Origin of the sequence: Glycomyces buryatensis (assembly GCF_004912275.1) — a bacterium.
GTDB lineage: Bacteria > Actinomycetota > Actinomycetes > Mycobacteriales > Micromonosporaceae > Glycomyces > Glycomyces buryatensis.
This window is the reverse complement of the sequence record NZ_STGY01000067.1, coordinates 314,605-333,910: the sequence shown is the minus strand read 5'-3', so window position 1 is coordinate 333,910 and position 19,306 is coordinate 314,605. Positions and strand designations below refer to the sequence as shown.

Sequence of the window (19,306 nt, the reverse complement as noted above, 5' to 3'; positions counted from 1 at the left end):
CCGGCAGGCCCGAACGGGTCGCCGGGCGCCTTGGCGTCGCGATCGGTGACCCTGTCGCTGCATGCAAGCGATCCCACCGCCGGGTGTCAAGATTCTGATAACGGTTTCTGTCACGGGGGTGTCGCAGCAGGTCACAACTGTGCCGCATGTGCCGCCAGCGTTGTCTGGGAGCGAAATTCGCGATATGACAGAGGAGTCGGTCGCTTCCGATCTTCGGTGATTCTGGCGCGTCACCTAGATCGAAGCGACAGTGGGAGGAGCGATATGGCCACGACGCTCATGCGCAACACTGCGCCCAGTGAGCACGCGGGCCGGTACTACGGCTTCCACGCTGCGATCGCCGCGATCGCGGTGGTGGGCGCTGTGGCCGTTACCGCCATCGGGGGTGAGCCCGCCGGCGGTTGGTTCGGTGTGCCCTTCGCCTTCTGGCTCACCGCGGGCCTCGCACTCGTCGCCGAACTGCGACCCACCCGCTGGGGCGGGCTGTGGATGTCGCCGATCGCCTCCATATATCTCGTCTACGTGCTCGCCACCATGGCCACCTGGGGCTTCCTTCCGGCACTCATCGCCCAATCGGGGGCGATCGTGCTGCTGTCCGTGCAGATCAAGGCCGCGGCCTGGCGCACGGTCTACAACATCTCCCAGCAGGGCATCGCGCTGTGCGTCGCCTGGCCGGTGTGGAACGCCATCGCGGGCGGGGAGACCTGGACCGGGACCGCAGCAGAGCTCATCGCCGTCTTCGTCGCCGGCGCGGCCTGGACGCTCACCAGCTGGTGCCTGGTCGCCCTGCGGCAGAACCTGCGCGCCGCCGAGGCGACCTGGAGCGACCTGTTCCTCCAGTGGGGCAAGAGCGAATGGGCGCTGCGCGCCACCCAGATCTCGATCGCCCCGATCCTCGCCACCGCCGCCGTGTCCTCCTGGTGGCTCGTCGCCGCTTCCGCGATCCCCATCTTCAGCGTCTACCGTATTCTCCAGACCGCCGCCGCCCGCGAGAAGGCCGCCGAGCGCGACACCCTCACCGGCCTGCTGAACCGCAAGGGATTCCAGCAGCTGGTCGACGCCAAGATCCTGGACGCGGCAGAGACCAACACGGCCCTGTCCGTCATGATCCTCGACCTGGACCGTTTCGCCGACATCAACTCCGCGCTCGGGCACGACGTCGGCGACCAGGTCCTGGTCGAGCTCGCCAACCGCTTTCTCGCGGACAAGCCCGAGGGCAAGGAGATCGCGCGGCTCGGCGGCGACGAGTTCGCCTTCGTGTGGAGCGAACTCGACGGCATGACCGACCCGCTCGAATGCGCCCGCGAGATCCGCGCGCGCCTCGACAAGGCCATCGTCATCGACGAGGCCAGCATCGAGATCGACGGCTCCGTCGGCATCGCCGTCTACCCCGACGACGGCGACGACTTCCAGACCCTGTTCCGCCACGCCGACATCGCGATGGGGGAGTCCAAGCAGCGTTCGGGCAGCTACGCCCGCTACGCCCCCGAGTTCGACCACCACTCGCCCGAGCGCCTCATGCTCCTGGGCGACCTGCGCCGCGCTCTCGACCACCCCGACGCGCCCGGCGTCAACCTCTACTACCAGCCGCAGGTCCGCCTCGACACGGGCGAGACCATCGGCGCCGAGGCGCTGCTGCGCTACCAGCACCCCGAGCGCGGCATGGTCAACCCGGCCGAGATCATCGAGACCGCCGAACACTCCTCGGTCATGCGGATGCTCACCGAGAGGGTGGTCGACATCGCGCTGCGACAGCTCAAGTCGTGGAAGGACGCCGGCTACGACCTGCGGATGGCCGTGAACGTGAGCGTCAGGGACCTCCAGAGCCCCGAGTTCACCGACTTCCTCACCGAGCGGATCGACGCCTACGGTGTGGACGCCTCCCGGCTTCAGCTGGAGATCACCGAGTCGGCGCTCATGGCCGACCCGCGGCGCGTCGTCGTCAACGTCCAGCGGCTCTCCGACCTGGGGGTCGGCATCAGTCTGGACGACTTCGGGACCGGCTTCTCCTCCATGCAGCACCTGCGGCGCCTGCCGGTCACCGAGATCAAGATCGACAAGTCGTTCGTGACCAGCCTGACCGAGGACCCCGACAATGCCGCGATCGTCTCGTCCACGATCGACCTCGGTCGCGCGCTGGACATCGAGGTCGTGGCCGAGGGCGTCGAGGACGAGAAGGTCCGCAAGCAGCTCGAGGTGTGGGGCTGCCACGCCGCCCAGGGTTGGCACTTCGCCAAGCCGATGAACGCCGACGCCTTCCTGCGCTGGCTGGCGTCCAGTCGGGACCGTTAGTCGGATTCTTTGGGCCATAAGGGAATCCGAAGTGTCGCTGTCAGCTGCGAAAATCCCGCTCTCACCCGCGCGGGCGAGTGTCGGAGGCAGCGCGGATAAATGTCGTAGGCGCGTGGCAGAGTGGCGGGTATGAACGACGTCTACTCCTCCTTCGAGACGCACCGTCGCGAGCTGTGCGCCTACGCCTACCGGATGCTCGGGTCCTCATTCGAGGCCGAGGACGCGGTGCAGGAGACCTTCACTCGGGCCTGGAAGTCGTACGAGTCCTTCGAGGGCCGCTCCAGCCTGCGCTCGTGGCTGTACAAGATCACCACCAACGTGTGCCTGGACATGCTCAAGGGCCCGCAGCGCCGCGCCCGGCCGATGGACCTCGCCCCCGCCTCCGATGCCGGAACCCCGCTGCCCGCGCCCGAACCCGATTACGTGTGGGTCGAACCCATCCCCGACGCGATGGCGTTCGGCGCCGATCCGGCCGAGGCCGCCGAGGCCAAGGACTCCCTGCGCCTGGCGTTCGTCGCCGCCGTCCAGCACCTCCCGGCCAAGCAGCGCGCAGTCATGCTCATGCGCGAGGTCCTGCGCTTCTCGGCCGCCGAGACCGCCGACGCCCTCCACCTCAGCCCCGCCTCGGTCAATAGCGCCCTCCAGCGGGCCAAGGCCACGATGGAAAAGCTCAAACCGGCCGAGACCGACCCCTACGACGAGGCCGACGACCAGCTGAAACAGCTCGTAGAGGACTACGTCAAGGCCTTCGAGTCCTACAATATGGAGGCATTGACCTCCTTGTGCAGCAAGGACATCGCCTTCTCCATGCCCCCGTTCCCGCTGTGGGTCCAGGGTCCGGACGCGGTCGTCGAGTTCATGCTCGGCACCGGCAGCGCCTGCCGCGACTCGAAGCTGTTCCCGGTGGCGGCCAACGGCCTCCCCGCCTTCGGCCACTACAAGCCCGGCGACGAGCCCGGCCTGTGGACCCCCTGGTCCATCACGATCCTGGAGACGAAGGACGGCCAGATCACCGGCCTGAACTACTTCCTCGACACTCCGCGGCTCTTCCCGCAGTTCGGCCTCCCGGCCATGTACAGGGAGTAACTCGGGCGGGAGTAACCCGCGACGGAATGTCCATGCCTCGGCGCAGGCTGCGACAACGGTGTGGTCGGATTGCCGAATGACGCGATTCGAGGAACTGGACTGGCAGTCCACGCCGATGGGTGAGATCAGCCTGCGCCGCAGGTTCGAACCGGTGGCGCAGGTAGACGTGTACGAGGTCAAACTCGACGACGAGTTCCTCATGTCGAGCCTGTTCCCGGTCGCGGAGATCGAGCTGGCCCGACTGGGCATGGAGCGCGCGACCGGGAAGGATCTCTCCGTCCTCGTCGGCGGCCTCGGCCTCGGCTACACCGCCTTCGAGGCGCTCGCCTCGGACAAGACCGGCGAACTCGTCGTCTGCGAGTACTCCGAGGCCGTCATCAGCTGGCACGAGCAGGATCTCCTGCCGGACACCCACGGCCTGGCCGCCGACCCTCGCACCCGTCTCATCCAGGGCGACTTCTTCGCGGCGGCCGCCGGCCGCTCCGCCTTCGACCCCGAGGCCCCGAACCGCCAATTCGACGTCGTCCTCCTCGACATCGACCATTCCCCTCGCTTCCTCCTGAACTCGGCCCACGCCTCCTTCTACAACCAGGAGGGGTTGGAGGAGATGTCGGACCACATCAGCGACGGCGGCGTGTTCGCCCTCTGGTCCGACGACCCGCCGGACGAGGACTTCATGGCCGTACTCGAAGAGGTCTTCGTCGACGTCGAGGCCCACCGCATCTGGTTCGACAACCCGCTCACCGGAGGCAAGGCCTCCAACACCGTCTACCTGGGCTCCATGCCCTGATCGAGTCCCGGGACGCATACCCGGCCAGCGCCTCCCGGCGCTTGAACCGCCAACCCGTCGACCGACTTCCAAGACGGCGGCAGCGACCGAGTGCCAGTCAGGCGGTCTGCGCGGCACCGTCGGAGGCACCGCCTGCTAGGGCCTCGCGAAGCGCGCAACCGCGTCCGACAGGAAGGCGTCCAAGTTCCAGTCGAGGCCGGCCTTGACCGCGGGGCGGAACTCGCAGCGCATGCGGAGACCATTGTCGCCGTCCGCGCTCGCGACGGTGTGCTCCCAGGAGTCCCGGTCGTCCGTCGTCGTCAACCAGCTGTAGGTCGACACCTGCCAGACGCCCATTGAGCAGTCCGGATTCAACAGCATGTTGCCGACGACCTCGCCGAAGGCCAGCCCCCGCACTCCGGTCTCCTCGAACGCCTCCCGCAGGGCCGCCTCGCCGGGCGTCTCGTGCGCCAGCGCGCCTCCACCGGGCACCTGCACCCCGGCGTCCGGATGGTCCACGTGCAACATGACCAGCACTTCCACGTCGAGCTTGGGTCGCTGCCGCAGCACATAGGCGGTGGCGCGCTGGCGGAAGGACTGCAAGTACGAGGCTTCGGTCACCGGGCCAGTCTCACAACCATTCCGCCGCAACGCAATCCATTAGCCGGGCACTGCTGAAGCGGACGAGCCGCGACGCCCGAAGGCCGCCCCGGAACCGGGGCGGCCTCTGCGGGTCCTGATTTTCCTTCTTGTCCTTGGCTATTCGGCCTGGGGATTCGGCATGTGGAACGGTTCCCATTGGTGGCCGTCGGGGTCGATGAAGTTTCGGCCGTACATGCCGACCTCCTCTTGCTGCGACTGGATGTCGGGACGGTCCTCCTCGACGCCACCCGCCTTGAGGGCGGCGGTGACGAGGTCGTCGACGGAGCCCCGGTCAGGCAGGGCGAGGGCGTACATGGCGCCCGAGGCGGCCGTGGTGTCGGCGACCGGGCGCTTGGTGAAGGTCGTGTAGTAGGCGCGGGTGAGCAGCATCAGGCAGATGTTGTCGTCGACGACGACGCAGGCGGCGTTCTCGTCGGAGAAGTCGGGGTTGATGCTCCAGCCGAGGCCCTCGTAGAACTCCTTCGAGCGCTGCAGGTCCGCCACCGGTAGGTTCAGGAAGATCATTTTCTCGGCCATTTCAGGTCACCCTCTCTGAGTCATTCGCTTTCATCAGTTCAGACGAGGCGGCCCCCCGGGATTCATCGTTCGGCCCCGAGAGATGTTCCTGAGCCGCCCGCCGACCGTTCATCGACCGCTCGTCGCACCTCCGTCGCAGGAAGCGAACGCCCGCCGACACGCCGGACTTCGGTACTTCTCAGCGCCACCTCTAGGTCATAGGTTCCTAGGTAATACACGTCACCGTGTTGACAAGCGCCAGAAATTTTGTCGACACGATGCGCACTGCAAGCCCTTCAAGGAGGAAGGCCTGATGGCTACAACCCCTACTCGCGACGGCCCACCGCCCGACGTAGCCGAGCACGAGATCGCCGCATTGCACGACGACCCCCGCTTCGTCGATCTCAAGCGCCGGCTGTTCCGGTTCATCGTCCCGGCCACGATCGCGTTCCTCGCCTGGTTCCTCCTCTACGTGGTCCTGTCCGGTTACGCCCGCGACTTCATGGGCACGGTTCTGTTCGGCAACATCAATATCGCTCTGGTGTTCGGCCTGCTTCAGTTCATCTCGACCTTCGGCATCGCGTGGGCCTACTCCCGCTACGCCGCCCGCGAGGTCGATCCCTACGCCCAAGAACTGCACGACGAGATCCACTACGGGGAGAACGCACAATGAACCTCCTCGCACAGGCCACCGGCTCCGGCCGGACCCTGACCTTCACGCTCTTCCTGCTCATGGTCGCGGCCACCCTCGTCATCACCGTGTGGGCCCGGCGCCACACCCGCGACGCCACCGACTTCCACTCCGGCGGTCGCGGCTTCAAGCCCTGGCAGAACGGTTTCGCAATCGCCTCGGACTACATGTCCGCGGCCTCGTTCCTCGGCATCGCCGGGACGATCGCCCTGTTCGGGTACGACGGGTTCCTGTACTCGATCGGCTTCCTCGTGGCCTGGCTGGTCGCGCTGCTCCTCGTGGCCGAGCTGCTGCGCAACTCCGGCCGGTTCACGATGGCCGACGTGCTGTCGTTCCGCATGCGGCAGCGGCCCGTCCGCACCGCCGCGGCCATCTCCACCATGAGCGTCTCGATCTTCTACCTGCTCGCGCAGATGGTCGGCGCCGGCGCGCTCATCGCGCTGCTGCTGGGCATCAAGGAGGGCCAGACCTTCCTGGGCATGAACGCCGACGTCGCCGCCAACGTGGGCATCGTCCTGGTCGGCCTGCTCATGATCGTGTACGTCGCCCTCGGCGGCATGAAGGGCACGACCTGGGTCCAGATCGTCCAGGCCTGCGTCCTGCTCGGCGGCGCCGCACTGCTCGCGATCATGGTGCTGGTGGAGTACAACTTCAACCTCTCCAACCTGCTCGGCAGCGCAGCCGACGCCTCCGGGGCCGGCTCCGCGTTCCTCGAACCGGGGCTCAGATACGGCACGGAGGTCCCCGGCGACGCCATCGCGACCATGTGGAGCAAGCTCGACCTGCTCAGCCTCGGTCTCGCCCTGGTGCTCGGCACCGCCGGCCTGCCGCACATCCTGATCCGCTTCTACACCGTCCCCGACTCCAAGGCGGCCCGCAAGTCCGTCAACTGGGGCATCGGCCTGATCGGCACGTTCTACCTGCTCACCCTGGTGCTCGGCTTCGGTGCCGCCGCAATGGTCGGCGCGGAGGCGATCACGGCGCAGAACCCTGCCGGCAATACCGCCGCGCCACAGTTGGCGGAAGTTGCGGGCGAAGGTCTAGGCGGGTCGGCCACCGGGTCGATCATGCTGGCGATCATCGCCTCGGCCGCCTTCGCGGCGATCCTGTCGACGGTGGCGGGGCTGGTCATCGCCTCGTCCTCCTCGCTGGCTCACGACCTGTACAACAGCGTGATCCGGCGCGGAACCGCGACCGACCGCGAAGAGGTCATCTTCGCCAAGGTCGCCGCGATCGGCGTCGGCGCCATCGCGATCGTGCTGGCCCTGTTCGCGCAGAGCCTCAACGTCGCCTTCCTGGTGGCGCTGGCCTTCGCGGTCGCCGCCTCCGCCAACCTCCCCACGCTGCTGCTCAGCCTGTTCTGGAAGCGGTTCAACACCGCGGGCGCGGTCGCGGGGATCTATGGCGGCCTCATCGCCGCCATCGGCCTGGTGATCTTCTCACCGGTCGTCTCGAGCACTCCTAATTCGCTGCTCGGCGAAGGGGTCGACATCGCCTGGTTCCCGATGTCGAACCCTGGCTTGGTATCCATTCCGCTGGGACTCATCTGCGCCGTGGTCGGTACGCTGATGAGTTCCGAATCGCAGCCCCAACGGTTCGCGACCCTCCAGGTGAGGGCGTTGACCGGAGCCGGTTCAGAACGCGCTGTGGAGCACTGAGTCACCTCAGGCGGGGAGGGCCAACCCTCGGCCCTCCCCGCTTTTCGTTAGCTGTGCGCCAGGTTACAGTTGGCGAGTGATTGCAAGATCCCCTCATCAGCAACTGCGTCGCCGCACTGCCAACGCGGCGACGCTCGCTGCTCTGCGGATTTCACGCCTGGTCGGGGAGTCCCTGTCCGACGGGCTCACCGCGAAGGGCGCGGCCAACGCGGTCCGCCGCCTGATTCGCCTCCTCGGCGCCGACGGCGTCGCCCTCGCCGACTGCGACCAGGTCCTGGCCGCCTCGGGCCGAATCGACGCCACCACCGCCGCCCAGATCCTCACCGAGACCCTCGACGTCCTCGAACCGGTCACCGCCCCGCCACTGCGCGCGGCGCCGCTGGTGGTGTCCGGCGACGTCGCCGGGTGCCTCATCGTCTCCGGGGACGTCACCGACGCCGAGCTCACCGAGGCCGTCCACCTGGTGGCCTCCGCCATCGACCACGCCGAGCTCAACCGCTCCCGCGAGCGCATCGCCGCCGCCGACCTGCGCACCCTGCGCGCCGAGATCTCGCCCCACTTCATGCACAACGCACTCGCCGCGATCAGCGCCCACACCCGCACCGACCCCGAACGCGCCCGCGAGCTGCTCACGGACTTCTCCGACTACCTGCGGTACTCCTTCGCCGCAACCGGCGATTACGCGACCGTGGCCGACGAGCTCCAGGCCGTGCAGACCTACCTCGAACTCCAGCGGGCCCGCTTCGACGACCGGCTCGACCTCACCGTCCAGATCGCGCCCGAAGTCCTGCCGGTGCCGATTCCGTTCCTGGTGGTGCAGCCGATCGTGGAGAACGCCGTCCGCCACGGCTTCGAAGCGAAGATAGGCACCGGCCACATCGCGGTGCGCGGCTTCTCCGAGGGGCCGCTGTGCATCATCGAGGTCGAGGACGACGGCGCGGGCATGGAACCCGACCACGCCGAGGCCGTGCTCACCGGCCGGCACCGCGGCGGCGGCGGCATCGGCCTGGCCAACGTCGATCGCCGCTTGCGGGCCGTCTACGGGCCGGAGTACGGTCTGTGGCTCGACACCGCCCCGGGAGCCGGAACCAAGGCCACCGTCCGCATCCCCCGATATGCCCGAGGAGTCATTGCCCAATGAAGCGGATACGCGTCCTGGTAGTCGAGGACGAGCCCAGCACCCGCACCGAACTCGCCGGTCAGCTCGCGCAGCTTCCTGCCGTAGGAGACGTCGTGGTAGCCGCCGGCGGCGACGAGGCGGTGCGACTGCTCGGCTCCGGGTCCTTCGACGCGGCCTTCCTCGACATCGCCATGCCCGGACTCAACGGCATCGACGTCGCCCGCATCCTCAAACGGCTCTCCGACCCGCCCGCGATCGTGTTCGTCACCGCCTACGAAAACCACGCCATCGAAGCTTTCGGGCTCGGCGCCGTCGACTATCTGCTGAAGCCGTTCCGCCCCGAACGCCTCGCCGAGGCCGTCGCGCGCATCGACCACCACCGCTCCGGCCCCGCCCCGACGGGGGAGAAGCCCGACGACCTCGCCGTCATCCAGGTCGAACTCGCCGGACGCACCGTCTTCATCCGCCGCGACGACATCGCCTACGCCGAGGCCCACGGCGACTACGTGCGCCTTCACTCCGGCCAGGACTCCCACCTGCTGCGGCAGTCCCTCACCTATCTCGAGCAGGCCTGGGACGCGGCCGGATTCGTGCGCGCCCACCGCTCCTTCCTCATCAACCTCGCCGCCGTCACCGAACTGCGGGTCACCTCCACCGCCGGACTGGTCGCCGTCACCGGCGCCGGCGAGGTCCCCGTCAGCCGCCGCCACTCCCGTCTCCTGCGCGAACGCCTCCTGGAGGCCGCCCGAACCAACGATCGAGCCTGACCCGGAGCTGAATCTCATATGCCACAGCGGATCCGCGTCACCAGTCCCCAAACCCGGCTCGCCCTGCTCCGCAGGACCGACGCGCGCCGCAGCCTCGGACGGCTCTCCGGGCGCGGAACCGTTCCCTCCACCGCGATCGACCTGGCCGCCGCCGAACGGGCCATGCGCCGCCAGCGCCGCCAAGCCGTCCGCACCGTCGTCGCTCTCGGCATCACCCTGACCGTGTTGATGATCGGCGCGAATCTGGCCCCCGGCCGCTGGGGCTGGGCCGTGCTGTTCTTCGCCCCCTACCCGTTCCTGCTCGCGCTGGCCTTCGTCCACGTGCGCAGGGCCGAACGCATTGAGGCCGATTCCTGATGCAGGGTGGTTGCTAATGCTCGGCCTGGTCTCGATCTCGCTGGTGCTGGCCGTGAGCGTCATCATCGGCCTGTGGGGCGTGCGCGCGGCCCGCTCCACCCCCGACTTCCTGGTGGCCTCCAGGCGCATCGTCCCGGGCTGGAACGCGATGGCGATCGCGGGCGAGTACGTCTCGGCCGCCTCGGTGCTGGGACTGGCCGGATTGCTGGTCAAGAACGGTGTGGGCGCCATGTGGTACGCCGTCGGGTTCACCGCCGGGTACGTCCTCGTCGCCGCGCTCGTGGCCGGTCCGATGCGCCGCTCGGGGGCCTACACGGTCCCCGACTTCGCCGAGTACCGACTCGGCTCGCCCCGCATCCGCCGCATGTGCGGCCTGGTCGTCGTCGTGATCATGCTGCTGTACCTGATTCCGCAGTTCAAGGCCGCCGGGGTGGTCCTCGAACTGGTCAGCGGCATTCCCTACTGGGTCGGCGTGGTCGGCTCGGGCCTGGTCGTGGCCTCCTCGATCGCGGTCGGCGGCATGCGCTCGGCGACGTACGTGCAGGCCTTCCATTACCTGCTCAAGCTCGCGTTCATCGCGGGGCCGGCGCTGTTCCTGATCTTCCTGGCCGGGCCCGAGCGGCGCGAGGCGGCCGTGAACCCCATCGGCAGCACCGCGGACTGGGCGCGCCCGCTGCTCGACCTCGACGGCTCCGGACACCCGGTCCTGGCCACGATCTCCGTGCTGGTGGCGACCACCCTGGGCGCCATGGGGCTGCCGCACGTCGTCATGCGCTTCCACACCGTCGCCGGGGCCCGCGCGGCGCGGCGGGTGGCCGTCAGCGTGATCGTGCTGCTCGGCCTGTTCTACCTGTTCCCGGTCGTCTACGGGCTCCTCGGCCGGGTCGTCGCGCCCAGGCACGAGGAGACCGACGTGGTGACCGTGCTGGTCCCGGGGCAGATCGTGCCCGGCGCCGTTGGTGCGGTCCTCATGGCTCTGGTGGCCGCGGGCGCGTTCGCGGCCTTCATGTCCACCTCCTCCGGCCTGCTGCTGGCGCTCGCCGGGGGCCTGTCCCACGACCTGTTCGGCGGCTCCCTGCCGCGCCTGCGGTTGGGCATCGTGGTGGGCACCGGCCTGGCCGTGGCGCTGGCGCTCCCGTCAGCCAATGTCGACATCAATGTGCTGGTCGGCTGGGCCTTCGCGGTGGCCGCCTCGACGTTCTGCCCGCTGCTGACCCTCGGCATCTGGTGGCGCGGGCTGACCGCGACCGGGGCGACCGTGGGCCTGCTGGTGGGTGCGGGAGCCTCCACCGGGGCCGCCCTGTCCTCGGCGATCGCGGATATCGAACCGGGCATCGCCTCGGTGCTGCTCGCCCAGCCGGCGCTCTGGACGGTCCCGCTGGCGTTCCTGACGATGGCCGGGTTCTCCCGTCCCGGCAGCGTCCCCGACTGGGCCGACGAATCGGTCCTCAGGCTGCACATGCCGGGCCGCTACAGCACCGAAGCGCAATCGGCCCGCGCTCGAGACTCCGTTTGAGCTGATCGCTCTGAACCATCCGGATACCGGCATTAATCGTTTGACGCCCCTCGGGTCCCGCACTACGTTGGGCGCCATGAGTGGAAGTCCCAACGCGGGCGCCTGCTGCGCGCCCGCCTTTTACATCCGGATGCGCGCAGCGGCCTAGGCCCTGCCACGCACTGAATCCGAACCCCGGTGACAAACCCGGGGTGTCTTCACACGGCTGACAACCGTGCCTTCTTAGTGCCTCCGCAGGGGTCTAGGCGAATCAGCTCTCGCGATTCGACGACTCCACTCGGAGGACTTCCCTTGTCCCGCAAACGTTCCTACCCGCACGCCCGCGAAACCCGGACCGCGTCCACGCGGAAGCGGCTGTCCCAGAACTTCCTCACCGACCCCGCCGTCGCCCGCTCGATCGTCCGCGACTCCGGCGTCGGTCCCGACGACCTGGTCCTGGAGGTCGGCCCCGGCGACGGCATGATCACCCGCCACCTGCTCCCGGTCGCCGGGCACGTCCTCGCCTACGAGAAGGACCGGCACTACGTCGAACGCCTGCGCAGGCGCTACGCAGGCGAGGAGCGGCTGCGCTGCTTTCACGCCGACTTCCGGGACGTGCGCGAGCCGTCCGAGGCCTTCGCGGTTGTCGCCAATGCCCCCTTCTCGATCACGACCGACATCGTGCGGTGGTGCCTGGGTGCCCGCAACCTCACCTCCGCCACGCTCGTCACGCAGATCGAGTTCGCCCGGAAGCACAGCGGCGATTTCGGACGGTGGACGAAGCTGGCGGTGTCGTCCTGGCCCGAGACGACGCTCGAGCTCGGGCGGCGAATCGGGCGGGGCCGGTTCCACCCGGTCCCGCAGGTCGATGCGGCGGTGCTGCACCTTGAAAGGAGGGACGAGCCGCTGCTGCCGCGACGATCGATGGGGGAGTACCGGCGGCTGGTCGAGCTGGGCTTCACGGGCGTGGGCGGATCGCTCCCGGCATCGTTGCGGCGCGCCTACCCAAGTGGCGTTGTGGGCCGCGCCTGCGCACGGGCCGGCATCGCCCGAGACGAACCAGTCGGCTTTGTGGACCCCGAACGATGGTTGACCCTGTTCCGCGTCCTGCCCTGAGCTACACCCAGTCCGGCAGCGGTTCCCGGGCGGCGATCCATGCATCGGGGATGGTGGTGAATCCGGTCCCAGCCGCGACCATGCCGCCGACAATGGCGGCGTTGGTGTCAATGTCGCCGCCCACCGAAACCGCGGTGCGGACGGCCAGAGGAAAGTTTCCCAAGTGCCTGATCGCCGCCCAGACACAGAACGGGACCGTGTCCGCGCAGCTGGTGCGCTGCCCGTTGCCGACCGCGGCGGCCACTGACGTGGCCGTCGCGTCCCAGCCGAGTGCGGCCACGGCGCGGAGCCGGGTTTCGACCTCGCCGCGCGGGACGCGGTCGATGACGGCCTCCAGCAGTTCGGTACGGGTCGCCGCGCCGCGTCGGGCCGCGAGCGCCGCGGTGACCGCCACCGCGATCCCGCCCGCGATGGCGTCGGGGTGGGTGTGGGTGACCTCGCTGCACAGCCGGGCCTGGGCCTCCAGGTGCGTGAGGTCATCGCAGAACCAGGCGCCGAGCGGAGCGATCCGCATGGCGGTCCCGTTGCCCATCGAACCGCTGCCACCGAACGCCCCGGCCGTGAGCGGCCTCCATGGCCGTTCCGCTCGCGCTTCATCCAGAATCGACAACACGGACGGCCCGTAGTCGCGCTTGAGTTCCACGCGCGCGGCGAACGCCTTGACCAGCCGGTCGGGGTCGATGCCGCGGCCGTGGCGAAGTTGCTCTACGACGGTGCAGGCCATCTGCGTGTCGTCGGTCCACTCCCATGGCCCCGGCGGGGTCAGGTCCGCGGACAGGAACCGGTCGGTGAGGTCGGGCGTGGAGTAGTCCGGCTCCTCCCATTGCCGTCCCGGGAACGGGACCGACTGCCAGTTGGCGATGTCGAAGAACTGGTTGCCGAAGGCGTCGGCGACGCTGAGCCCGATCAGCGAGGCTGTGGCATTGGCGTTGGGGTCCTTGGGATTCCACATGGCGATCAGGCTAATGCACCGCGGCCATCGAGGACGATTTCGGTGTGTCGACGCGTCGCTCGATCCAGTTGCGCTTACTCAGCAGCCGCAGGCCGTTGAGGCCCACGATCACCGTCGACAGCTCGTGGCCGGCCACGCCCAGCACCAGCGGGAGTTCTCCCAGGAGGTCCCACGCCGCCAGCACCGCGATCACCGCCGCCGCGAAGCACAGGTTCGCCTTCGCGACTCGGTTCGCCTTGCGGGCCAGGTCGACCGCCGCCGGGAGCGCCGTCAGGCGCTGGCCGACCAGCACCATGTCGGCCGATTGCAGGGCCAGGTCCGAGCCGGTACCGCCCATTGCCGCACCCACGTGCGAGGCGGCCAGCGCCGGCGCGTCGTTGATGCCGTCGCCGCAGTACAGGGTGCGGGTGCCGCCCAGACGAGACGCCTTGTCGCCGGGCAGGAGCGCGGACGCCACCTGGTCGATGCCGACCGCTTCCGCGACGCGGCGGGCCGCCGCCGGGTTGTCGCCGGTCAGCAGGATCGGGGTGGAGCCGAGTTGGGTGCTCAGGGTGTCGATCGCCTGGGCCGCATCGGGTCTGATCCGGTCGGTGAGGCCGATGACGCCGATCGGCCGTGCGTCGGCCAGCGCGACCGCGACGGTCAGTCCCTGGGCCTCCAGGTCCGCGACGACAGTGCTCGCAACGACGGTGCTCGCGGCGGTGGCGTCCCCGGCCACTTCGAGCAGGACCGGGTGCCCCACCTGGACTTCTGAGCCGCCGACGATCGCTCGCACGCCCCGTCCCGGCATGGCCTGGAAGTCCGTGGCTTCCTCGCCCGACCCGATCCGGGACAGGGCCCGTCCGATGGGGTGTTCGCTGCGGGCCTCCGCGGCGGCCACGAGCCGCCGCAGTCGGGCCTCGTCCCCGTCGAGGACGGCGATGCGTTCGACCTCGGGCTGGCCGGTGGTGAGGGTGCCGGTCTTGTCGAACGCGGCCGCGTCGACTCCCGCCAGCCGTTCCATCATCAAGGCGCTCTTGACGAGTACGCCGTGCCTTCCCGCGAGCGCGACGGCGGCGAGCAGCGGCGGCATGGTCGCCAGGACGATCGCGCAGGGACTGGCGACGATCATGAACGTCATGGCGCGCAGCAGCACCGGCTCGAACTCGGTGCCGAACGCGAGCGGGAATCCGATGAGCGCCAGGGTGATCGCAACGACGGCCAGCGAGTAGGGCTGCTCGATCTTCTCGATGGTCAACTGGGTCTTGGACTTGGCCTCGGAGGCCTCCTCGACCTGGCGGGCGACCCGGGCCAGGACCGAGTCGGCGCTGTCGCGGCCGACGCGCACTTCGAGCGCGCCGGTGCCGTTGACGGTCCCGGCGAGGACGTCCTGACCGGGCGCCTTGCGGTTCGGCAATGCCTCGCCGGTCAGCGTGGACTGATCCACTTCGGATTCGCCGGAGGTGACGGTGCCGTCGGCCGGGACGCGGTCGCCGGGCCGCACCAGGACGAGGTCGCCGCGGGTCAGTTCGGCCGCGTCCACGGTCTCCTCGCGTCCGCCCGCGAGCCGCACCGCCCGGTCGGGGGCGAGCTTGAGGAGCCCCCGCACCGAGTCGGCGGTGCGCTCGGTCAGGACCGCTTCGAGCGCGCCGGAGGTCGCGAAGATGACGATGAGCAGCGCGCCGTCGAACCACTGCCCGATGGCCGCGGCCGCGACGGCGGCGATGACCATGAGCAGGTCGACCTCGAAGCGGGGCTTGGCAAGCGCGCTGATCCCCTCCAGCGCCGGTCCCCAGCCGCCCGCGAGGTAGCAGGCCAGGTAGGCGCCGATCCAGACCGGCTCGGGCGCTCCGGAGAACTGGAGGACGCCGCCGACGGCGAAGCAGGCGAGGGCGAGGGCGGCCCATCGGACGTCGGCCAGGCGCCAGGCGGCGGCGAAGCGATTATTCGCGAACATGCGCATCATCTTATCTTCGCAAATACGAAGATAGCAAGGCAGGGTAAGCTGGCGGTATGCACAAGGGGCTGCCGAACTTCCACATGCCCGACGAGGAACGCGTCGTCGCCGCCGCGGACGCGCTGCGCATGCTCTCCGACCCGACCCGGTTGAAGCTCATGTGGGCGCTGCTCGAGGGCGAGGAGAACGTGGCCTGCCTGGCGGACCTCGTGGGCGCCAGGCCCACCGCCGTCAGCCAGCACCTCTCGAAGCTGAAACTCGCCGGCCTGGTCCACGCCCGCCGCGAGGGAACCTTCATGTACTACACGGCGGCGGGCGACCACCTCCGCACCATTCTTGAAGCGGCCCTTGGGGAAACCCCCGCGAAGCAGTAATCCGCGGCGCCGCGGATCGTCGAAATCGGAGCAGTTAACCGTTTGCCGATCGGGCTCGACGCCCGTACGGTGACCACGTGGCACTCCTCCGCGCCCCCGACCTCCCCGTCGCCGACCCCGGCACCCCTCCGACCACGCCCTGGCGGCTCTTCGGCTGGCTCGCCACCCGCCGAAAGTCCCTCGCCGCAGCCGTCCTCATCTCCGCGGTCTTCTCCCTCGGACTCGTCCCGGTCATGCCGATCTTCCTCACCGGCGCCGTCGACGACGGCATCCGCGGCCGCGACTGGGGCGCCCTCGCCGCCTGGGCCGGAGCCCTGGCCCTCGCCGGTTCGGTTGCGGCCGTAAGCATCGTGCTCCACCACCGCCTCACCGTGTGGTGGCGCCACGACGCCCAGTACCGCGTCCTCCAACTGGCGACCCGCAAGACCGCACGACTCGGTTCGCGGTTCCGCACGCACACGACCACCGGCTCGGTGGTCAGCGTCGGCGTCACCGACGTCGTCTCGATCGGCCGCGCCACCGAGTCGCTCGCCCCGACGATCGGCTGCGTCTCCGGGATCATCGCAGTAGCCGTCCTGCTGTTCAACATGTCCGCCGTCCTGGGCCTCACGGTCTTCACCGGCGTCATCGCCGTCGCCGCGATCACCGGCCCCATGCTGCGACGCCTCCAGTCCCGGTACGGGTCCTACCGGAAGGACATCGGCGCCGTCACCGAACGCGCCGCCGACATCGTCGCCGGCCTCCGCGTCCTGCGCGGCGTCGGCGGCGAAGACCGCTTCAACGGCGCCTACCGCCGCGATTCCCAGCGCCTCAAACGATCCGGCTTCGGACTCGCCGCCCCCGGCGCGTGGATCGACGCGGTCTCCGAAGGCGCCCCGGCGATCCTGCTCGGCGCCGTGGTGTGGATGTCGGCCCGGCTCGTCGCCGCCGACGCGATCACCGTGGGCCAGATGGTGGCCGCCTTCGGCTACACCGCCGCGCTGCTCATGCCCGTGCGCTGGCTCATGGGCACCGCGATGACCCTCATCCAAGGCAGCGTCGCGTGCGCCAAAGTCTGCGAACTCCTCGTCCTGCCCGAACGCGAATCCCCTCGAGACCCATTGCAGGGACCCGAAACCGGCGCCACCCTCGACGACCCCCAATCCGGCCTCACCCTGGCCCGGGGACTGACCGTCATCGCCGCGAGCGACACGGACGCCGTCGCCGCGATCTTCGACAGGCTCGCCGGCCTCGAACCCTCCGAAGCCCACTTCGGCCACGTCCCCGTCGCACGCATGGACGCGGGTGAACTGCGCCGGAGAATCCTCGTAGGCGACCACGACGCCTACCTCTTCGCCGGCGCCCTGCACACCATCCTCGTCGGCCGGCGGGCCGGAACCGCCATCACCACGGCCGCCGCCGTCGATGCCGCCTCCGCGAACGACGTGGTCGACTCGCTGCCCGACGGCCTGCGCACGGAACTCGACAACCAGGCCCGCACCCTCTCCGGCGGCCAGCGCCAGCGCCTCCGACTCGCCCGCAACCTCGCCGCCGACTCCGAAGTCCTCCTCCTGCGCGAACCGACCTCCGCCGTCGACTCCCACACCGAAGCCCGCATCGTCGAACGCCTCACCGACTTCCGGCAAGGCCGAACGACCGCGATCGCCAGCGCCTCCCCGCTGTGGCTGGGCCGAGCCGACACCGTGGCGTTCGTCCAGGACGGCAAGCTCGTCGCCACCGGAACCCACGCCGAACTCACCGCCTCCCGGCCCGACTACCGGGCCCTGGTCAACCGGGAACTGACATGACCACCGAACTCCCCGTCGCCGAACCCGAGCGCGTCCGCCGCGCCTTCGTCGCGCTGCTCCTGACCGAACGGACCCGCGTCGCCGTCGCCATCGCCCTGCGCGTGGCCGCCGCGAGCGCCGCCACCGCCGCGCCGCTGCTCATGGGCCGCATGATCGACTCCCTCTCGGCCGGCCAGAGCATCGCCGACATCGACATGCTCGCCCTCGCCATGGCCGCGGCCATCGCACTCGCCGTCGCCCTCACCTGGGCCGCGAGCTACACCGCCAACCGCGTCGGCGAACGCCTCTCCGCCCACCTGCGCGAACGCTTCGTCGAACGGGTCCTGCAACTGCCGCTGCACACCGCCGAGCAGGCCGGATCCGGCGACCTCATGACCCGCACCTCGGTCGACGTCCCGCAGACGGGCAACCTCATTCGCGACGCACTCCCGAGAGCGGCCGTGGCGATCCTGACCGCGCTCGTCTACGTCGGCGCGATGGTCTGGGTCAACGCCCTGCTCGCGGCCTGCATGCTGCTCGCGGTACCGCTCATCGCGGTGGGTGCGCGCTGGTACTTGAAGCGCGCCCGCGCGGGATACCTGACGCAGGCCCGGGCCGAGTCGCGGTCCGGTGAAGCGCTGGCGGCGACCGCCGACGGTGCGCGGACCGCCGAACTCCACCGGCTCGAAGCGGAGCGCGTCCGGATCGGCGACACGACGATCGCCGCCCACTGGACGGCGAACAAGTACACGTTGTACCTGCGCAGCATGTACTTCCTGACGCTGGAAAGCTCCTATGTGCTCCCGGCCTCGGCGGTGCTGGTGATCGGCGGCGCGATGTACTTCAACGGCATGGTGAGTCTGGGCGAGGTCGCCGCCTGCGCCGTGCTCTCCCGCCAGGTGATGACCCCGCTGAACTTCCTGCTCATGATGGTCGAATGGCTACAGCGCGGCTTCGCCTCCTTCGCCAGGGTCGAAGGCGTTGCGGCCGTCGCCACCGAGGACGAGGCCACCGCGACCGCATCACCCACCGACGGCACGGTCGAACTGCGCGGCGTCACCTTCGCCTACTCCACCGGACCGGATGTCCTGCACGGCATCGACCTGCTCATCCCCGCGGGCGAACGCTTGGCGGTGGTCGGCCCCAGCGGCGCCGGCAAGTCCACGATCGCCCGTCTCGTCTCCGGCATCGACAGCCCGCGCGAGGGCCGGGTGGTCATCGGGGGAGTGGACGTTTCGGCCCTCCCGTTGGACGAACGCCGAGGTCACGTCACGCTCGTGACCCAAGAACACCACGTCTTCACCGCGACCCTGCGCGACAACCTCACGCTCGCGAAACCCGAAGCCGAGGACGCGGAGCTGCAGCAGGCCCTGGCGACCGTCGGCGCGCTGTGGGCGGGTGACCTCCCCGCGGGACTGGACACCGAACTCGGCGGCACCGCAAAGGAACTCGATCCCGCGGCCGCGCAGCAGATCGCGCTGGCGAGGCTCATCCTGGCCGACCCCGATGTCGTGATCCTCGACGAGGCGACGGCGATGCTCGACCCCAGGGCCGCCCGCGACACCGAACGGGCATTGGCGGCGGTTCTGAAGGGCCGCACCGTCATCGGCATTGCACACCGCCTCCACACCGCCCACGACGCCGACCGCATCCTCGTCATCGAGGACGGCAGGCTCGCCGAGCTCGGAAGCCACCACGAACTCCTCACGGCGAACGGCCCCTATGCCCGCCTCTGGAGGACCTGGCACGGCACCGCCGGCTGACGCACG

The 19,306-nt window shown here is 69.5% G+C and carries 17 protein-coding genes; 13 read left to right on the top strand and 4 right to left on the bottom strand.

Features of this window, described 5'->3' with window-relative positions; genetic code table 11:
• Positions 1 to 264 precede the first annotated feature (264 nt).
• From FAB82_RS19765 to FAB82_RS19755, 3 genes are all read left to right on the top strand, one after another.
• Positions 265 to 2,292, top strand: coding sequence for a putative bifunctional diguanylate cyclase/phosphodiesterase (locus tag FAB82_RS19765; RefSeq protein ID WP_136536253.1), 2,028 nt, complete (start codon positions 265 to 267; stop codon positions 2,290 to 2,292).
• A gap of 129 nt (positions 2,293 to 2,421) precedes the next feature.
• Entirely contained in the window at positions 2,422 to 3,378 is a 957-nt protein-coding gene (locus FAB82_RS19760; RefSeq protein ID WP_136536252.1) for a sigma-70 family RNA polymerase sigma factor, read from the top strand.
• A 76-nt stretch (positions 3,379 to 3,454) separates the two neighbouring features.
• Entirely contained in the window at positions 3,455 to 4,168 is a 714-nt protein-coding gene (locus FAB82_RS19755) for a polyamine aminopropyltransferase (protein WP_136536251.1), read from the top strand.
• A gap of 135 nt (positions 4,169 to 4,303) precedes the next feature.
• Here the strand turns inward: FAB82_RS19755 and FAB82_RS19750 are convergent, their stop codons facing one another.
• On the bottom strand, positions 4,304 to 4,768 hold the full coding sequence (locus FAB82_RS19750; protein WP_168801680.1) for an NUDIX domain-containing protein: 465 nt from the start codon (positions 4,766 to 4,768) through the stop codon (positions 4,304 to 4,306).
• 138 nt (positions 4,769 to 4,906) lie between these two features.
• Positions 4,907 to 5,326 carry a VOC family protein gene (locus FAB82_RS19745; RefSeq protein ID WP_136536249.1) on the bottom strand — a complete coding sequence of 140 codons (420 nt, stop codon included), beginning with the start codon at positions 5,324 to 5,326 and terminating at the stop codon, positions 4,907 to 4,909.
• A gap of 292 nt (positions 5,327 to 5,618) precedes the next feature.
• On the opposite strand from FAB82_RS19745, the gene FAB82_RS19740 reads away from it, so the two are divergent.
• The 7 genes from FAB82_RS19740 to erm all read left to right on the top strand — a co-directional run bounded on the left by FAB82_RS19740 (position 5,619) and on the right by erm (position 12,509).
• The gene (locus tag FAB82_RS19740; protein WP_136536248.1) at positions 5,619 to 5,978 is read left to right on the top strand and encodes a DUF485 domain-containing protein; all 360 of its coding nucleotides are present in this window, start codon (positions 5,619 to 5,621) and stop codon (positions 5,976 to 5,978) included.
• Positions 5,975 to 7,654, top strand: a complete 1,680-nt coding sequence (locus FAB82_RS19735; protein ID WP_136536247.1) for a solute symporter family protein — start codon at positions 5,975 to 5,977, stop codon at positions 7,652 to 7,654. Before FAB82_RS19740 ends, FAB82_RS19735 begins: the two co-directional genes overlap by 4 nt.
• A 142-nt stretch (positions 7,655 to 7,796) precedes the next feature.
• A complete protein-coding gene (locus FAB82_RS19730) occupies positions 7,797 to 8,795 on the top strand; it encodes a sensor histidine kinase (RefSeq protein WP_136536318.1) in 999 nt (332 codons plus the stop codon).
• Positions 8,792 to 9,541 (top strand): LytR/AlgR family response regulator transcription factor, encoded by a 750-nt coding sequence (locus FAB82_RS19725; RefSeq protein ID WP_136536246.1) that lies wholly within the window; start codon positions 8,792 to 8,794, stop codon positions 9,539 to 9,541. Before FAB82_RS19730 ends, FAB82_RS19725 begins: the two co-directional genes overlap by 4 nt.
• 18 nt (positions 9,542 to 9,559) lie before the next feature.
• The gene (locus tag FAB82_RS19720; RefSeq protein WP_136536245.1) at positions 9,560 to 9,898 is read left to right on the top strand and encodes a hypothetical protein; all 339 of its coding nucleotides are present in this window, start codon (positions 9,560 to 9,562) and stop codon (positions 9,896 to 9,898) included.
• A 16-nt stretch (positions 9,899 to 9,914) separates the two neighbouring features.
• Positions 9,915 to 11,414, top strand: coding sequence for a sodium/solute symporter (locus tag FAB82_RS19715; RefSeq protein ID WP_136536244.1), 1,500 nt, complete (start codon positions 9,915 to 9,917; stop codon positions 11,412 to 11,414).
• A 291-nt stretch (positions 11,415 to 11,705) separates the two neighbouring features.
• Positions 11,706 to 12,509, top strand: coding sequence for a 23S ribosomal RNA methyltransferase Erm (gene erm / locus FAB82_RS19710; RefSeq protein WP_136536243.1), 804 nt, complete (start codon positions 11,706 to 11,708; stop codon positions 12,507 to 12,509).
• Between the two features lies 1 nt (position 12,510).
• On the opposite strand, the gene FAB82_RS19705 is transcribed toward erm, so the two are convergent.
• Together FAB82_RS19705 and FAB82_RS19700 are read right to left on the bottom strand one after the other, a co-directional pair.
• Positions 12,511 to 13,461 carry an ADP-ribosylglycohydrolase family protein gene (locus FAB82_RS19705; protein WP_136536242.1) on the bottom strand — a complete coding sequence of 317 codons (951 nt, stop codon included), beginning with the start codon at positions 13,459 to 13,461 and terminating at the stop codon, positions 12,511 to 12,513.
• 10 nt (positions 13,462 to 13,471) lie between these two features.
• Positions 13,472 to 15,397: a heavy metal translocating P-type ATPase gene (locus FAB82_RS19700; protein ID WP_211116696.1), complete on the bottom strand. Its 1,926-nt coding sequence runs from the start codon at positions 15,395 to 15,397 to the stop codon at positions 13,472 to 13,474.
• A gap of 56 nt (positions 15,398 to 15,453) precedes the next feature.
• Between FAB82_RS19700 and FAB82_RS19695 the strand changes: the two genes are divergently transcribed.
• The 3 genes from FAB82_RS19695 to FAB82_RS19685 all read left to right on the top strand — a co-directional run bounded on the left by FAB82_RS19695 (position 15,454) and on the right by FAB82_RS19685 (position 19,300).
• A complete protein-coding gene (locus FAB82_RS19695; RefSeq protein ID WP_136536240.1) occupies positions 15,454 to 15,771 on the top strand; it encodes an ArsR/SmtB family transcription factor in 318 nt (105 codons plus the stop codon).
• 77 nt (positions 15,772 to 15,848) lie between these two features.
• Complete coding sequence (locus FAB82_RS19690) at positions 15,849 to 17,558, top strand: ABC transporter transmembrane domain-containing protein (RefSeq protein ID WP_136536239.1); 1,710 nt, start codon at positions 15,849 to 15,851, stop codon at positions 17,556 to 17,558.
• Positions 17,555 to 19,300, top strand: a complete 1,746-nt coding sequence (locus FAB82_RS19685) for an ABC transporter ATP-binding protein (protein ID WP_136536238.1) — start codon at positions 17,555 to 17,557, stop codon at positions 19,298 to 19,300. Before FAB82_RS19690 ends, FAB82_RS19685 begins: the two co-directional genes overlap by 4 nt.
• Positions 19,301 to 19,306: the final 6 nt, after the last annotated feature.